Source organism: Micromonospora sp. WMMD710, from assembly GCF_029626045.1.
Taxonomy (GTDB): domain Bacteria; phylum Actinomycetota; class Actinomycetes; order Mycobacteriales; family Micromonosporaceae; genus Micromonospora.
Genome location: NZ_JARUBD010000001.1, coordinates 3,651,932 through 3,668,190 on the forward strand (window position 1 = coordinate 3,651,932; position 16,259 = coordinate 3,668,190).

Here is a 16,259-nt window from a genome sequence, read left to right on the forward strand (position 1 = left end):
GCGCGGGTGGGGATCGCGGTGCTCACCCGGCCGTCACCACCTGGAGGCCCTCGGTGACGCCGGCACCGCTGACCTCGACGAGACCGCGGGAGAACATCCCGGTCTCCACGGCCAGCAACCCGCCGTCGGGCAGTTGGAGGGCGTGACCACCCTCGCGGAGCGCCACCAGCGCGCCGACCGGCACGGTCAGCACGTTCTTGCGGGTGCTCGTGGTGAACGTGACCTGGACCGACGCCGCGTCCAGCTTCGCCACGTCCGCCGCCTTGACCGGTGTGACGAGGACGTCCACCTTGGGTGGACCGTCCTGGCCGGCTCCCGCGTCCGGGCCGCCACCCTGGACGGTGTGCGAGATCGAGGCGACCCGGCCGGGGATCTCGGAGCTGTCCGGCAGGGTGACCGCCACGGCGGCGCCCACCCGGATGGTGGCGACCTCGGTCGCCTCCACCGCGACGGTCACCAGCTTGGCCTTCTCGGTGACGGCCAGCAGGTCACCGGCGACCGGATCACCGGGCAGGGCCTTCACCGCGCTGACCCGGACCGGCCCGGACAGCACCACGGCCTGCCCGACCTCGATCCGGCCGGTGGGTTCCAGGTCGAGCGCCTGCTGCCACTTCTTGATAGCGGCCACGAGCGCGTCGGTGAGCAGAGCCCGACCCGGGTCGATCTTCGTGCCGTCCTTGGCCCGAGTCGGCTGCGTACCGGTGGCGTACCCGAGCGCCTTCAGGTTGTCCCACACGATCCGCACGTCGCTGCCCACCAGGCCGGGCTTGTCGAGGGTACGAAAGAGCGGGGTGTCGCCGAACAGCACCGGCACCGGCCGGTCGTTGACCCAGTACAGCGGCTTGCCCCGGGCCACCGTGTCGCCCACCTTCGGCAGCCGGGTGACGATCCCCTCGCCCGTCCCCTTGACCACCCGCTCCGGGCCGAAGCCGAGCGTCCCGTCCAGGGACCGGCTGTCCGACAGGTCGGTGCGGGTCACCTTCGTCGTCGTCACCGGCGGCGGGGCGCTCGCCGTGTCGTCGGCGCCATCACGCCGCAGGGCCAGCACGCCGATGCCCGCGCCGACGGCGACCACCACGGTCACGAGCGCCACCACGATCGCCGTCCGTCGGCTCGGCCTACTTGCCACCGAACGCCTCCATCGTGCACTCCTTCTCGGCCTTTTCCATCGCCGGAGCGTCGAGGCCGCCCGTCGGGTCGGCAACTCCGTCGTCGTACGTCCAGCCGGAGCCGTCCGGTAACGCGTGGATTTTCATGCCGCGGCCGCGCAGACACTGCACGTAGTCGTTCCACTGGCTCACGTAGTTCGGGTTCCTCTCCTCGTCCAGCTCCGGTGGCTGAAGAGGCAGCTTGTTGGCGCACGCCACGTACGCCGCCTTCGGCTCGCCGCTCTGGTCCAGGGAGATCACGTTGCTCCCCTCGGCGGCCGCTGCCTCCATCCGGACCTTGTTCTCCTTCACCCCGTTGTCCCGCAGGCAGATGTTGTAGGTGTTCCAGAGCCGGTTCGTCTCGTCGTCGGTCATGTCCAGACGCAACTGGGGGCGGCCGGTCGCGGCCGCACCGGAGGCGGACGCGCTCGGCGCGACGGATGCCGTGGCGAGGGAGGCGACATCGGCCGTGCTGCCGGCGTCGGCGTCGGCGTCGGATGTCGCACCGCCACAGCCGCTGAGGACGGCGGCGAGCAGGGTGAGCACGACGAGCCCGAGTCGTTGTGGTGCCTTCGTCATGCCGAGCAGCATCACGAGCACTTGTCAGAGACCTGTCAGAGATTGGTGCTCATCCGGTAGCCCCAGCTCAGCGGCACCGCCAGCGGGCGGCTCGGCAACGTACAGTCGCTGCCGTGGGTGCGCGGGTGCTGGTGGCCGAGGACGACGAGAAGCAGGCCGAGTTGGCCCGCCGCTACCTGGAACGCGAGGGGCACACCGTGGTCGTCGTCGGCGACGGGCGGGCCGCCCTGGAGCAGATCCGCCAACGTTCACCGGATCTGCTGATCCTCGACGTGATGATGCCGAAGGTCGACGGCCTGGACGTCTGCCGCATCCTGCGCCGCGAGTCCGACCTGCCGGTGCTCATGCTGACCGCCCGGTCGACCGAGGACGACCTGCTGCTCGGCCTGGACCTGGGCGCCGACGACTACATGACGAAGCCGTACAGCCCTCGCGAACTGGTGGCTCGGGTGCGGACACTGCTGCGGCGGGGACAGCGGACGGCGCGGCTGGCCGATCCGGTGCTGCGCGTCGGCGCCCTGCACGTCGACCCGGTCCGCCACGAGGTACGCGCCGACGGACGACCCGTCGACTGCACACCTGGCGAGTTCCAGCTGCTGCAGGCGATGGCCGCCCAACCCGGACGGGCCTTCACCCGCGACCAGCTTCTCGGCTACCTGCACGGGTTCGACCGGTACATCACCGGCCGGACCGTCGACGTCCACGTCATGAACCTGCGCCGCAAGATCGAGGCGAACCCGCGCAAGCCGACCCGACTGGTGACGGTGTACGGCGTCGGCTACAAGCTCACCGAGGAGAGCTCCCATGCGGCGTGAGGTGCCGCTGCACCGCAGCCTGCTGCTCCGGCTGCTGGTGCTGGCCGTCCTCATCGCCGTCGGCTCGATCGCGGCGACCGCCTGGCTGGCGGTACGGACCACGACCGGGGCGATCCGGCAGGAACAGGGGCAGGCGCTCGCCGACGACGCCCGCATCTACGACACGCTGGTCGGCTACGCGGCGACCCACCCCACCTGGGACGGCGTCGACGCGACCCTGCGACCGCTCGCCGCGCAGGTCGGCCGGCGCATCACCCTGACCACCGAATCCGGCACGCCGGTGGCCGACTCGGCACCCGAGGCGGGTCCGCTGCCGTCGAAGCCGTCCGCGACCGTCGACGCGCTCGCCGTCGACACCGCCCTGGTCCTGGGATCCGGCACGGCCGTCGACGCCGCGCGTATCGACCCCCGCGCCTCCGGCCCGTACCTGCTCCCACCCGACGAGCGCCGGACGCTGCGCGACAGGGCGGACCAGGCCGCCCTGTGCCTGCGGGTACGGATCAGGATCGCGGTTGTCGTCGAGCTGGGGCCCACCGGCCGGCCCCGGCTCAACACCCCCGGCACCGACCTCAACGACAGCGACTCAGCGCGCTGCGACCTGGCACGCGAGGAGCTGGCAGCCCCGACAGCCACCGAACGCAAGGCGCTGGCACAGCTGAACGCGCTGGTGAACACCTGCCTGGCCCGGCGCAAACTGACGCCCGTGAACGTCGCCCTGGACTGGACCTGGACGACGCGGCCCCGCCCCGAGCGGTACACCGAGCCGGACCTCACCGGGGTCGCCCAGGATCACAGCCGCGCGGCCAACGCCTGCGTGGGCACCAGCCGGCGGGAACAGCTCCTTGCCTACGTCGCCCCGGCGGCGACCCTGTTCGTCAGCGATCCTGCTGGTCACCCCACCACGACCTTCGACCTGTCCCGGGCCAACCAGATCCGCATCGCGGCGGTCGCCGGCCTCGTCCTGCTGGTCAGCGTCGGGGTCACCGTGCTCGCCGGCATCCGGCTGACCCGGCCGCTGCACGCGCTGACCGGGGCGGCGCAACGGATGCGCGACGGCGACGGATCCGCCCGCGTCCGGGTCACCGGCCGGGACGAGATTGCCCGGCTGGCCGAGGCGTTCAACGACATGTCCGAGCGGCGTGAGCGTCTGGAACAGCTACGCCGGGCGATGGTCAGCGACATCGCCCACGAGATGCGTACCCCGGTCACCAACATCCGGGGCTGGTTGGAGGCCGCCGAGGACGGCGTCGCCGTCCTGGACCAGAGGTTGGTGTCCTCGCTGCTGGAGGAGGCGACGCTGCTCCAACACGTGATCGCCGACCTGCAGGACCTCGCCCAGGCGGACGCCGGTGCCCTGCGGCTGCACCCCGAACAGGTCTACCTCGCCGACCTGCTCCCCCAGGTGGCGGAGGCGCACCGCGTCCAGGCCGACCGTGCCGGTGTCACGCTCGCCCTGCGGGTCGACGCCGACCCGCAGGTGTACGCCGACCCGGTACGGCTGCGCCAGGCCGTCGGCAACCTGGTCGCCAACGCGGTACGCCACACCCCCGCGGGCGGCAGCGTGACGATCGACGCCCGGACTGCGGACGGCGAGGTGACCATCGCCGTCGCCGACACGGGCAGCGGCATCAGCGCCACGGACCTGCCCCGGGTGTTCGACCGCTTCTGGCGGGCGGAGAAGTCCCGCAGTCGGCAGACCGGTGGCAGCGGCCTGGGCCTGGCGATCGTCCGCAAGCTCGCCGAGGCCCACCAGGGCACGGTGACGGCAACCAGCGAACCCACCCGAGGCTCCACCTTCACCCTCCACCTCCCCGCTCCGCACTCTTGATCAAGAGGTTTGCGTCAACCGGACGGCGTCTGATGACGCAAACCTCTTGATCACCACAAGGGTGGGTGGGTGGGTGGACTAGGCTGCGGCGGCATGAGTGGTGAGATTCCGGCCCGCGCCGACGTCGTGATCGTCGGTGCCGGGCACAACGGCCTGGTCTCCGCGGTCCTGCTGGCGCGTGCCGGCCTGGACGTCCTCGTCCTGGAGGCCGCCGACGTGCTCGGCGGCGCGACCCGCACCGAGAACCCGTTCCCGAAGGTGCCGGGGCTGCGCCACTCCACCGGCTCGTACCTGCTCGGGCTGATGCCGCCGGAGCTGCTCGCCACCCTCGACGTACGGATCCCGGTGCTGCGCCGCGACCCGCACTACTTCCTGCCCACGCCGGGCGGCCTCGGCTCGCCGTACCTGCTCTTCGGCAGCGACACCACCGCGACCCGGGCACAGCTCGCCGAGTTCTTCTCCCCCGCCGACGTGGCCGCCGACGACGCCATGCAGGCCGAGCTGGCCGCGCTGCGCGAGGATCTCGCCCCGGCCTGGCTGGCCGAGCCGCTGACCGTCCAGGAGACCGCCGAGCGGTACGTCCGTCCGGCGTTGCGGCAGGTCTTCGTCGACCTCGTCCAGGGCTCGGTGGCCGACTACCTGGCCCGGTTCGAGTTCCGCTCCGAGCTGCTGGTCAGCATGTACGCCGTCACCGACGGGCTGTCCGGGCTCAACGCCGGCCCGGACGACCCCGGCACCGGCCACAACTTCCTCGTGCACAACATGTGCCGGCTGCCCGGCTCCGGCGGCACCTGGATGATCGCCGAGGGTGGCATGGGCACGGTCTCGCGCACGTTCGCCGAGGCCGCCCGCGCCGCCGGTGCGACCATCCTGACGGGTACGCCGGTGAGCGCGGTGACGCTCGACGGCGGCGCGGCCAGTGGCGTCGTGCTGGCCGACGGTCGGCAGGTCGCCGCCCGGGTGGTGCTCGGCGCGTGTGACCCGTACCGGCTGATGGACCTGTTGCCCGACGGCGCGCTGCCGGCGCCGCTCGGCGAACGGATGGCGGCGGTCCGCCGCCCCGGCACCACCCTGAAGCTCAACCTGGCGCTCACCGGGCTGCCGCACTTCTCCTGCCTGCCCGAGGGCACACCGAGCCCGTTCGGCTCGACCATCCACCTGCTGCCCGGCTCCGCGTCGCTGGTCGGTGGCGACACCACCTCACCGATGACCGCGCTGCGCGGCATGTGGGCCGACGTGCAGGCCGGGCGGCTGCCGGCGGAGCCCACCATCGAGTGGTACCTGCACACCACCGTCGACCCGTCGCTCTCCGACCCCGCCGGGCACCACTCGTCGGCGCTGTTCGTCCAGTCGGTCCCCTACGAGCTGGCCGGCACCACCTGGGACGCCGAGCTGCCCGGGTACGTCGACCGGCTCATCGAGATCGTCGAGCGGTACGCCCCCGGCACCGGCGACCTGATCGCCGACGCGGTGCCGCTGCCCCCGCCGGGCATCGAGGCGCACTTCGGCATCACCGGCGGGCACATCCACCACGTCGACAACACCGTCTCGTTCACCGACCGGATGCCGTACGCCACCGGCATCGACGGCGTGTACGCGGGCAGCGCCGGCTGCCACCCGGCCGGCAGCGTGATCGGCGCCGCCGGCCACAACGCGGCCCGCCGCATCCTCACCGACCTGGGACGCTGACCCTGTTCCCGGTCGCGCCGGCCGACGGTCGGAGATCCCCCGGACCGCCGATCAGGTAGTAGCCGACCAGCAGGAGGTACGCGCCTTCTCCCGGCCGCGTCCGTACCGGTACTCGCTCTCCCGCGCGTCCGCCCCCGCCACGCCCGCCCCGCTCTCGTCGCGCACCCCTCCCCGCGATCTTGCACTTTCGGTCGCCGTTCTGGGGCGATTGCGGTGCTTTGCACCCGCAGAAAGTGCAAGATCGCGGAGCGGAAGGGGCAGCGCCGCGGGGTCAGCTCAGGGCTTCGCCCGCCGGGGCGGGGGTTTCCGCGTCGACGCGGTGGGCGCGCACCTTGTGGCCCACGCTGGTCAGGCAGCGGCCGCTGGGCAGGTCGAAGCGCCAGCCGTGCAGCTGGCAGGTGAGCTGGTCACCCTCGACAATGCCGAAGCGGGTCAGGTCCGCCTTCAGGTGCGGGCAGCGCCGCTGCACCACCCAGTCGCCCAGCGTGATGTCCTCGGCGTCGGTGCTGCGCTCGTGCTCGTCGTACCAGCCCTCGGCGTACTGGAGACGCTCCTCCGACAGGCACTTGAAGAACGCGTAGACGAACTCGTTGTACTGGCCGATCCGGGCCGCCGAGAACCGGCAGGACAGGAAGAGCGAGTTGACCCAGTCCACCTCGTCGATGAAGAGCAGGTGCTCGATCAGCGACCGCTCGGTACGGAACCGGTAGCGGACCTTCTCGTCGGCGTACGGCCGGACCTCCTTGCCCGGGAAGTCCACCACGATCGACTCGACGCTCTCGCCGTCGTACCCCACCAGATCGAAGCGCACCGGACCGCCCACGCCCTTGGCCAGGTAGATCGACTCGTCGAGCAGCGGCTCGATCCGGCGCTTCATCTCGCCGAGCACGTCCACCTCGGGGTGCCGCCAGGACGCCTTCTCCGCATCGATGACGGGGCGCTTCCGCTCCCGCATCTCCTCCAGGTGGGCGACCTTGTTCGCGAAGAACTCGTCCACCGGCACCGGGTGGGTGGTGCTCGCGCCCTCGGTGGTGACCTCCGCGACGCTGCCCGGCAGCAGCACGATCCCGTTGGTGCCGCCGACCTTGGCGTACTCCGACAGGAAAACGGACTGGTCGGGGAAGATGTTGCCCTCGTCGCCGTGGATGTCGTTGAACTGCCACAGCGCGTCGTCGAGGAAGCACGGCGGGCCGGCGATCGGGAAGACGTGGTCGGCCTTCAGGTCGTCGATGTAGCGCCACGTCCGGTCGAACTGCCGGTCGCGCTTCTGCTTGCCGAACGCCGTCTTCGCCGCCTGCGGCAGCTCGTAGACCATCGGATACCAGATCGCCCCGGAGAACTGCAGCAGGTGCGCGTGCACGTGCCCCAACTCGGCGAAGACGCTCAGGTCGGTCGGTCGGGCGTCGTTCTGGTTGAGCAGCCGCACCCCGTCGTACTCCACCCAGAGCGACGAGTCGCCGATCGGGCCGTCGGTCGGGCTGGTCAGCGCCTGAATCATGATCTTCAGGCCGCCGGGCAGCTCCACCACCTGCTCGTTGGGCGCCTTCAGGAACTTCGTGAAGCCCAGCGCCCGGAACTCGTCCTCCATCTCCGAGGTGGGGAACTCGGGGAGCAGGACGGTGGCGTCCTTGGAGACGAAGTCCCGCAGGTGCTTCGCGTCGAAGTGGTCCCGGTGCAGGTGGGAGACGTACAGGTAGTCGACCTGGCCCAGGCTCTCCCAGTCGAGCAGGGAATTGTCCGGGAAAGGAAACCAGGAGGCGAAGTAGGCCGGGTTGACCCACGGGTCGCACAGGATGCTGCCCGCGGCCGTGTCGATCCGCATACTGGCGTGCCCGGTTCCGGTCACTCGCACCGCACAGTCCCCCTCAAACAGACAATCAGGTGTACGCCAAACGCTACCGGAGGGAGTCTGACCGTCGCCCCGCGACGCCGGTAGTGACGTCCGGCCTGGGCGGGCAGGGCCAACGGCCGGGAAACACCCACCGCGCCGCCCCGGGCAGGAGGCGTGCCAGACTAACCGGAGATCCGATCGCGAGGGAAGGACCGACAGTGGCAGGAAGCGAGCCGGTAACGTCGCCAGACCAGCACAAGCCCGGGCACCGGAAGGCCGGGCGCATCGGCGCGGTGCTGTCCGCGCTGGCGCTGCTGGCGATGATCTGCGGCAACCACGAGGGCAGGGTCGAGGACATCTGGCTGGTCGGCCTGGCCGCGCTGCTGCTGATCATCGTGATCGGCGACGCCGTGCTGCGGCGCAACGGCCTGCGTTCCTGACCTCGCCGGACACCCGGCTGACGTACGCCGAGGGCCCGCCCCCACCCGGGGACGGGCCCTCGTCGCGTACGCGTCGGACTCAGCGCCCGAAGAGGATGTCCTGCACGTCCTTGAGCGCGGCGTCGACCTCGGCCTCGAAGTAGCCACCGGGCACCAGGCCGAACCGGAGCGTATCCAGGTCCTTCGGGTCGACCGGCATCGGGTTGCGGCGCTGCATGCCGCCGAGCAGGGTCTCGAAGAACCGGTCCACCTGGTCCGGGTCGTACCCGCTGCCGAAGCGACGGACCTGGAAACTGCGCCGGATCTGGTCGACCCGGTACAGGTCACTGCCGGGAGGACCGGCCATCGGCGGGCCGCCCACCGGCGGGCCGGCCATCGGAGGGCCGGCCACGGCGGGCGGACCGGCCATCGGCGGACCACCGATGCCCGGCTGCGGCATGGGAGGCGGACCGGCCGGACCACGGCGCATGTCGCGCAGGTCCCGTTCCGGCATCCGAATCTCGGCGGTCATGTCGGCGCGACCGTGCCGGCCGGCCTCGAAGCCGTCGAAGCGCGGCTCCTCCGGCGGGTAGCCGCCGGACGAACGCGGGTCGTCGGGCGGCCCGTAGCCGCCGGGCATGCGCTGGTCGTCCGGGGGGCCGTAGCCGCCGGGCATCCGCGGGTCGTCGGGCGGCCCGTAGCCGCCGGGACCGGCGGGCAGGCCACGAGGCGGTACGCCGTGCCCGCCCATCGGACCGCCGGGGCCCATCGGGCCGGGACCGGCCGGACCACGCGGCGCGTCGTAACCACCACGGGGGGCGTCGTACCCACCGGCGAAGGCACCCGTCGGCTCGTCGTAGCGGCCGTACCGGTCGGGCGGGCCGGGCTGCGCCGGCATCGGCCGCGGCGGCATCGGCTGCGGCACCATGCCCCCACGGTCGTCACGCATCGGCGGACCCATCCGGTCCGGTGGGCCCATCCGGGGGTCACCGCCGCGCCCGGCGCTGGTGCGCTCCTCCAGCTCGGCCAGCTGTCGCTCGACGCGGTCCAGGTGCAGGTCGACCTGCCACTCGTCGTAGCCGTTGAACCGGACCCGGAAGACGACATCGTGGACCTCCTGGGAGGCCACCGGCGCGCCGACCTGCCGGCCGTCGAGCGTCGCCTCGACCCGGTCGAGGAAGGCATCCACCTCGTCGACCTTGTATCCCCGGCGGAGCGCCTTGCGCCGGAAACGCTGACCCTGACTCGCCACTATGTCTCCTGGTCTCGTTCGCCACGCCTGGTCACGCCGGTGCCTCTCCGGCGCGGTCGGTGTTGGTGTCGGTGTCCTCGGCGGCGGCGAGCTGGCCACACGCGCCGTCGATCTCACGACCTCGGGTGTCCCGTACGGTGGTGGACACCCCGGCGTCGCGCAACCGCCGGACGAACTCCCGCTCCACCGGCTTCGGGCTCGCGTCCCAGCGGCTGCCCGGCGTCGGATTGAGCGGGATGAGGTTCACGTGCGCCAACTTGCCGGCCAACAGCCGCCCGAGCAGATCGGCTCGCCACGGCTGGTCGTTCACGTCCTTGATCATCGCGTACTCGATCGACACGCGACGGCCCGTCCTGGCGGCGTAGTCCCACGCTGCGTCCAGCACCTCGGCTACCTTCCAGCGCTGGTTTACCGGCACGAGTTCGTCGCGCAGATCATCATCGGGGGCGTGCAACGACAACGCAAGGGTCACAGAGAGGTCTTCGCTGGCCAGTCGGCGGATGGCCGGAACCAGGCCCACCGTGGAAACGGTGATGTGCCGCTGGGACAGGCCGAGGCCCTCCGGAGCGGGGCTGACCAGCCGGCGGATCGCCGCGATCACCCGGTTGTAGTTGGCCAGCGGCTCGCCCATGCCCATGAACACGACGTGCGACAGTCGCGGCGGTGAGCCGGAGACCGCGCCGGACGCCGCCACGCCGGCCAGGTACACCGCCTGGTCGACGATCTCGGCGGTCGACAGGTTGCGGGTCAGCCCGGCCTGGCCGGTCGCGCAGAACGGGCAGGCCATCCCGCAGCCCGCCTGGCTGGAGATGCAGACGGTCACCCGGTCCGGGTAGCCCATCAGCACGCTCTCCACCAGCGCGCCGTCGTGCAACTTCCAGAGCGCCTTGCGGGTGGCACCGTCGTCGCAGGCCAGCTCCCGGACCGGGGTGAGCAGCGTGGGCAGCAGCTGGTCGGCCAGCCGCTCCCGGGTCGCCGCCGGCAGGTCGGTCATGGCCTGCGGGTCGCGCACCAGGCGCCCGAAGTAGTGGTTGGAGACCTGCTTGGCGCGGAACGCGGGCTCACCCAGGCCGGTCACCAGCTCCTGGCGACCGGCCAGGTCCAGGTCAGCGAGGTGCTGAGGAGGCATGGAGGCCCGGCGCGCGGTGGGGGCGTCCGAGATGGCGGGGATCAAGGGCAGGCTCGTCATGGCTGGTCCAGTGTGTCACGCCTCCGGCGGCACACACCCGTCCGGAGGTGCCGAACCGGTCCCGACCGCCGGATCGGGAGGACCGGGGCGCCGTGATCCATGCCTCACCCCACCACCGGCACGAAGATCGCCAGCAGCAGGTACGCCGTCGGCACCGCGAACAGGATCGAGTCCAGGCGGTCCATCAGGCCACCGTGGCCGGGCAGCAGGTTGCTCATGTCCTTGACACCGAGATCCCGCTTGATCATCGACTCGGCGAGGTCACCGAGGACCGCCGCGCAGGAGACCGCCACCCCGAACAGCGCACCCCACCAGGGAGCCACGTCCAACATCAGCCACAGCAGCAGGGCGCTGCCCAGCGCCGCGGCGGTGACCGAACCCGCGAAGCCCTCCCAGGACTTCTTCGGGCTGATCGACGGGGCCATCGGATGACGGCCGAAGGAGACCCCGGCGGCGTACCCACCCGTGTCGGAGAGGACCACCGCGATCAGCGTGGCCAGGATGCGCAGCGGGCCGTCGTCGGGCGCCGCCGCCAGCAGGGCCGCGAAACCGCCGAGGAACGGCACGTAGACCGCGATCAGGGTGGCCGCGGTGAGATCCCGCTGGAAGCCGGCCGGGCCGTCGCCCAGCCGCCAGATCATGGTGCCCAGCACGGTCACGAGCAGTCCCAGGCTGAGCGCGTCCGGGCCCGCGAACCAGGCCAGACCCACCGTCAGCACGCCACCGGCGACCAGCGGCACCAGCGGCGGATGCGCGCCGCTGCGGCGGACGGCGCGGGCCATCTCCCAGATGCCGACGGCCATGGCTCCGGCGATCACCGGCAGAAACGCCAACGGGTAGAAGACCAGCGGCACCACGATCAGCGCGCCGAGGCCGAGCCCCACCCCGATCGCCGCCGGCAGGTTGCGGCCGGCACGCCCGGTGCCCACCTGCTGGGTGGCCGGGCGGTCGACGCTGGCCCGCCGTCGACCCTTCGCCCGCCGACCGGTCGGCGGCTCCGGCTCGACCTCCGGATCCAGATCCGGTCCGATGTCCGCCCCGATGGGCGCGAGCTGCGCGGTCGGGTAGTCGACGTCGTCGTAGCGGACCGGGCCACCACCGTTGTCGAATCGCCGCGGCTCGTCGTAGCGGCCCGGCTCGTCGTAGCGGCCCGGCTCGTCGTAGCGGCCCGGCTCGTCGTAGCGCTGCGGGCCGTCGTGACGGGTCGGGGTGCCGTCGCGACCCGCGGGCGGACGGTCCGCGTACCGACCGGCACGGCCCCGGTCGTCGTACCGGTGAGGTTGGTTGCGGTCGTCCTCGTAACGGTCCCGGTCGTCGAAGCGGTCGTGCCGATCGCGGTCGTCGAAGCGGTCCCGGTCGTCCGGGCGGACCGCCCGGCCGCGCTCGTCGTACGGATCCGCCGGAACCGGCTCGGCGTACGGGCGGGTGCGGGGCTCGGCGTACAGCTCAGGGCCGGACGGACGGCGAGTCCACTGACCCGCCTCGATCTCGGTCTCGGGCCAGGGCAGGGCCACCGGGCGCTCCGGTCGGTCCCAGCCGCGCGGCTCTCCCGTGTAGGGGTCGGGGTGGGACATCACGCACCGCGACGTGGCGCGAGAACGACCACATGACGCAAGACCACAACCATCCCCTACACGCGCGGTGTTCCTCCGATTGACCGCCCCGACGGTCGGTCGATTCCCGGTGTTCACCACCCGGTGGCCGGGAATCCTGCCGAGCCTACTGCACCCGCCGATCGGGTGAGGCGGACGATGGCGCGCCCCGTCGCGCATACGGCACGAGGCCCGCCCCCGGTTCGGGGTCGGGCCTCACGTCGACTGCGTCACCTGGCGAACGCCGGGCCGGTCCTCAGACCTCCAGCAGCTCGGTCTCCTTGTGCTTGACCAGGTCGTCGATGCTGGCGACGTAGCGCTGGGTCAGGTCGTCCAGCTCCTTCTCGGCGCGGCGGCCGTCGTCCTCGCCGGCCTCGCCGTCCTTGACGATCCGGTCCAGCTCCTCCTTGCCACGGCGGCGGACGTTGCGGATCGCCACCTTGGCCTCCTCGCCCTTGTGCCGAGCCACCTTGATCATGTCGCGGCGACGTTCCTCGGTCATCTGCGGGAGCAGGATACGCAGCTGGTTGCCCTCGTTGTTCGGGTTCACCCCGAGGTCCGAGTCGCGGATCGCCTTCTCCATCGCGTTGATCTGCGAGTTGTCGTACGGCTTGATGATGGCCATCCGCGGCTCGGGAACCGCGATGGACGCCATCTGGGTCAGCGGCGTGGGCGTGCCGTAGTAGTCGATGATGACCTTGGAGAACATGGCGGCGTTGGCGCGACCGGTACGGATGGCGCCGAACTCCTCCTTGGCGTGCTCGACCGCACGCTCCATCTTCTCCTCGGCCTCGAGGAGGGTGTCGTCGATCACCGGTCTCCTCGCCTCCTTCTGTGCTCGTCGTGGGCTCTGCTGAAAGTCGTCAGGACCGCTGCTGCCGTCACCTCGGGCGGGGCGGGCTCAGGCGGTGATCAGGGTGCCGATCTTGTCGCCACCCACCGCGCGGATGATGGTGTCGTCACCCTGCGCACCGAAGACCAGCATCGGCAGGCCGTTCTCCATGCAGAGGCTGAACGCCGCCGCGTCGGCCACCCGCAGGTTGCGGCGCAGCACCTCGGAGAAGGTGATCGAGTCGAGCTTGCTGGCGGTGGGGTCGATCCGCGGGTCGGCGGTGTAGACGCCGTCCACGCCGTTCTTGCTCATCAGCACCACGTCGGCCCGGATCTCCAGCGCACGCTGGGCGGCCACCGTGTCGGTGGAGAAGTACGGCATGCCGGCACCGGCGCCGAAGATGACCACGCGGCCCTTCTCCAGGTGCCGGATCGCCCGCAGCGGGATGTACGGCTCGGCGACCTGGGCCATGGTGATGGCGCTCTGCACCCGGGTCTCGATGCCCTCCTTCTCCAGGAAGTCCTGCAACGCGAGGCAGTTCATCACGGTGCCGAGCATGCCCATGTAGTCGGCGCGGGCCCGGTCCATCCCGCGCTTCTGCAGCTCCGCGCCACGGAAGAAGTTGCCGCCGCCGACGACCACGGAAACCTGCACGCCGCGGCGGACCACGGTGGCGATCTGCCGGGCGATGGCCTGGACGACGTCCGGGTCGACGCCGATCGCGCCGCCACCGAACACCTCACCGGAGAGCTTCAGCACCACCCGGCGGGCGCGCCCCGGCGGCGGTGCCGTCGGATCGTCCACAGCCAGCGTCCGGTCACTCACAACCTGCGTCATCCGCCCCGCCCTTCCCCACGCGCACACCCCGTGCGCCGCGTACCGCGAACCTGCCGCTGCTGACCCTATGTGACGAGGAGGCCGCGGTGCCTGTCACGTACACCGGCGGCCTCCTCGTCGACGTCTCCTGCACACGGGCGCGCGCGGCGCCCGGTGGCGGCTCAGGCCTGGCCGACCTCGAACCGCACGAAGCGGGTGACCTCGATGCCGGCCTCGGCCAGCATCTGCTTCACCGACTTCTTGTTGTCGGCCACGGACGCCTGCTCGACGAGGACGTAGTCCTTGAAGAAGGCGTTCACCCGACCCTCGACGATCTTCGGTAGGGCCGCCTCGGGCTTGTTCTCCTCGCGGGCGGTCTGCTCGGCGATGCGCCGCTCGGACTCGACGACCTCGGCCGGAACCTCGTCCCGGGTGAGGTACTTCGGCCGCATCGCGGCGATCTGCATGGCCACACCACGAGCGTCGGCGTCGCCCGCCTCGTCGCTCTTGCCGGTGTACGACACCAGCACACCAACGGCCGGCGGCAGGTCCTGGGCCTTGCGGTGCAGGTAGACCGCGGTGGTGCCCTCGACCTTGGCGAAGCGGTTGAGCACCAGCTTCTCGCCGATCTTGGCGGACTGCTCCTGGATCAGGTCGGCGACGACCTTGCCGTCCAGCTCGGTGGCGAGCAGCTCCTCGGCGGTGTTCACGCCGGAGCGCTCACCGTGCTCGACGAGCTGCTGGGCCAGCGCGATGAACGACTCGGTCTTGGCGACGAAGTCGGTCTCGCAGTTGAGCTCGAGCAGCGCCTTGCCGGAGTGGGCGACCAGGCCGTTGGCGGCCGTACGACCGGCCCGCTTGCCGACGTCCTTGGCGCCCTTGACGCGCAGGATCTCGATGGCCTTGTCGAAGTCGCCCTCGGCCTCGGTCAGCGCCTTCTTGCTGTCCATCATGCCGGCGCCGGTGAGGTCGCGGAGCTTCTTGACGTCCGCGGCGGTGATGTGGGACATGGCTCTCTCTTCGGTGTTGAGACGGCGTGTGGATGGTCAGAGGTGCCGGTTACCCGGATCCGGACGGATCGTGCCCGGCGTACCGCCGCTGCCCGCTGTCCGGGAAAACGGACAGCGGGGCAGCGACGGTGCGGTCACTCCGCGGTCGCGGCCGCCGGCTGCTCGGTGGCGGCCTGCGCCGGCTGCTCGGCGGCGGGCTGCTCGGCGGCAGCGGCGGGCTGCTCGGCCGGGGTCGCCGACTCGTCGGCCTTCTTCGGCTCGAGCAGCTCGCGCTCCCACTCGGTCAGCGGCTCGTCGCTCGCGACGCCCGCCTCGGGCTTCTCGTCGCTGCCCCGGCGGCGGCCGGAACGCGCGATCAGACCGTCCGCGACGGCGGCGGCGACGACCTTGGTCAGCAGCTCGGCCGAGCGGATCGCGTCGTCGTTGCCCGGGATCGGGAAGTCGACCTCGTCCGGGTCACAGTTGGTGTCCAGCACCGCGATCACCGGGATGCCCAGCTTGCGGGCCTCGTCGACGGCGATGTGCTCCTTCTTGGTGTCGACGATCCAGACCGCGGCGGGGAGCTTCTGCATGTCCCGCAGACCACCGAGGGTGCGGGTCAGCTTGATCTTCTCGCGGGAGAGCTGGAGCGTCTCCTTCTTGGTGTAACCGGCGGCGGTGCCGCTCAGGTCACCCAGGCCCTCCAGCTCCTTCATCCGCTGGAGGCGCTTGTACACGGTCTGGAAGTTGGTCAGCATGCCACCGAGCCAGCGGTGGTTGACGTACGGCTGGCCGACCCGGGTCGCCTGCTCGGCGATCGCCTCCTGGGCCTGCTTCTTGGTGCCGACGAACAGGATGCTGCCACCCTCGGCGACGGTCCCACGCACGAACTCGTACGCCTTCTCGATGTAGTCGAGGGTCTGGCGCAGGTCGATGATGTAGATGCCGTTGCGCTCGGTCATGATGAAGCGCTTCATCTTCGGGTTCCAGCGCCGGGTCTGGTGCCCGAAGTGGACACCGCTCTCCAGCAGCTGACGCATGGTCACGACGGCCATGGTTGGGTTACTCCTCAAGATCCCTGGTTGTCACGCCCGACCGGTGGCCGGGCGTCCTGGTGCCTGGTCGCCGACCCATGGTGGACCCGATCAAGATCGGGACCAGGGAGGCCGTCGCTCCACGACGATTTCGTAAAGAGGGCACGCGAGGTCGACCGCGCAAGGCGGTCGCCAGTTGGCCAGTGTACGCCCCTCACCCGCCCAGCCGCCCCCGGGTGCTGCTCC

The 16,259-nt window shown here is 71.3% G+C and carries 14 protein-coding genes; 4 read left to right on the plus strand and 10 right to left on the minus strand.

What is annotated here, in order from left to right:
* Positions 1-22 precede the first annotated feature (22 nt).
* Together O7620_RS16745 and O7620_RS16750 are read right to left on the minus strand one after the other, a co-directional pair.
* Positions 23-1,129: a peptidoglycan-binding domain-containing protein gene (locus tag O7620_RS16745; RefSeq protein ID WP_278123733.1), complete on the minus strand. Its 1,107-nt coding sequence runs from the start codon at positions 1,127-1,129 to the stop codon at positions 23-25.
* Positions 1,119-1,727 (minus strand): hypothetical protein, encoded by a 609-nt coding sequence (locus tag O7620_RS16750; RefSeq protein WP_278123734.1) that lies wholly within the window; start codon positions 1,725-1,727, stop codon positions 1,119-1,121. The genes O7620_RS16745 and O7620_RS16750 overlap by 11 nt, the downstream gene beginning before the upstream one ends.
* 113 nt (positions 1,728-1,840) lie before the next feature.
* Here O7620_RS16750 and O7620_RS16755 point away from each other — a divergent pair, with 113 nt between their 5' ends.
* From O7620_RS16755 to O7620_RS16765, 3 genes are all read left to right on the plus strand, one after another.
* On the plus strand, positions 1,841-2,542 hold the full coding sequence (locus O7620_RS16755) for a response regulator transcription factor (RefSeq protein ID WP_192580344.1): 702 nt from the start codon (positions 1,841-1,843) through the stop codon (positions 2,540-2,542).
* Entirely contained in the window at positions 2,532-4,370 is a 1,839-nt protein-coding gene (locus O7620_RS16760; protein WP_278123735.1) for a HAMP domain-containing sensor histidine kinase, read from the plus strand. The genes O7620_RS16755 and O7620_RS16760 overlap by 11 nt, the downstream gene beginning before the upstream one ends.
* A 93-nt stretch (positions 4,371-4,463) precedes the next feature.
* Positions 4,464-6,059 (plus strand): NAD(P)/FAD-dependent oxidoreductase, encoded by a 1,596-nt coding sequence (locus O7620_RS16765; RefSeq protein WP_278123736.1) that lies wholly within the window; start codon positions 4,464-4,466, stop codon positions 6,057-6,059.
* A gap of 271 nt (positions 6,060-6,330) precedes the next feature.
* Here O7620_RS16765 and O7620_RS16770 read toward each other — a convergent pair whose 3' ends face one another.
* Positions 6,331-7,911, minus strand: coding sequence for a Rieske 2Fe-2S domain-containing protein (locus tag O7620_RS16770; protein ID WP_278123737.1), 1,581 nt, complete (start codon positions 7,909-7,911; stop codon positions 6,331-6,333).
* Between the two features lie 197 nt (positions 7,912-8,108).
* Here O7620_RS16770 and O7620_RS16775 point away from each other — a divergent pair, with 197 nt between their 5' ends.
* Complete coding sequence (locus tag O7620_RS16775; protein ID WP_151490290.1) at positions 8,109-8,330, plus strand: DUF2631 domain-containing protein; 222 nt, start codon at positions 8,109-8,111, stop codon at positions 8,328-8,330.
* A gap of 79 nt (positions 8,331-8,409) precedes the next feature.
* Here the strand turns inward: O7620_RS16775 and O7620_RS16780 are convergent, their stop codons facing one another.
* The 7 genes from O7620_RS16780 to rpsB form a co-directional block, all read right to left on the minus strand.
* Complete coding sequence (locus O7620_RS16780) at positions 8,410-9,561, minus strand: DivIVA domain-containing protein (RefSeq protein WP_278123738.1); 1,152 nt, start codon at positions 9,559-9,561, stop codon at positions 8,410-8,412.
* A 31-nt stretch (positions 9,562-9,592) separates the two neighbouring features.
* A complete protein-coding gene (rlmN, locus tag O7620_RS16785; protein WP_151490292.1) occupies positions 9,593-10,750 on the minus strand; it encodes a 23S rRNA (adenine(2503)-C(2))-methyltransferase RlmN in 1,158 nt (385 codons plus the stop codon).
* 104 nt (positions 10,751-10,854) lie between these two features.
* Complete coding sequence (locus tag O7620_RS16790) at positions 10,855-12,324, minus strand: phosphatidate cytidylyltransferase (protein ID WP_278123739.1); 1,470 nt, start codon at positions 12,322-12,324, stop codon at positions 10,855-10,857.
* A gap of 274 nt (positions 12,325-12,598) precedes the next feature.
* Positions 12,599-13,156: a ribosome recycling factor gene (frr, locus tag O7620_RS16795; protein WP_088946658.1), complete on the minus strand. Its 558-nt coding sequence runs from the start codon at positions 13,154-13,156 to the stop codon at positions 12,599-12,601.
* 87 nt (positions 13,157-13,243) lie between these two features.
* Positions 13,244-14,011 (minus strand): UMP kinase, encoded by a 768-nt coding sequence (gene pyrH, locus O7620_RS16800; RefSeq protein WP_151490294.1) that lies wholly within the window; start codon positions 14,009-14,011, stop codon positions 13,244-13,246.
* A 161-nt stretch (positions 14,012-14,172) separates the two neighbouring features.
* Positions 14,173-15,000, minus strand: a complete 828-nt coding sequence (tsf, locus tag O7620_RS16805; RefSeq protein WP_151490295.1) for a translation elongation factor Ts — start codon at positions 14,998-15,000, stop codon at positions 14,173-14,175.
* A gap of 134 nt (positions 15,001-15,134) precedes the next feature.
* Positions 15,135-16,034, minus strand: coding sequence for a 30S ribosomal protein S2 (rpsB, locus tag O7620_RS16810; RefSeq protein ID WP_151490296.1), 900 nt, complete (start codon positions 16,032-16,034; stop codon positions 15,135-15,137).
* Positions 16,035-16,259: the final 225 nt, after the last annotated feature.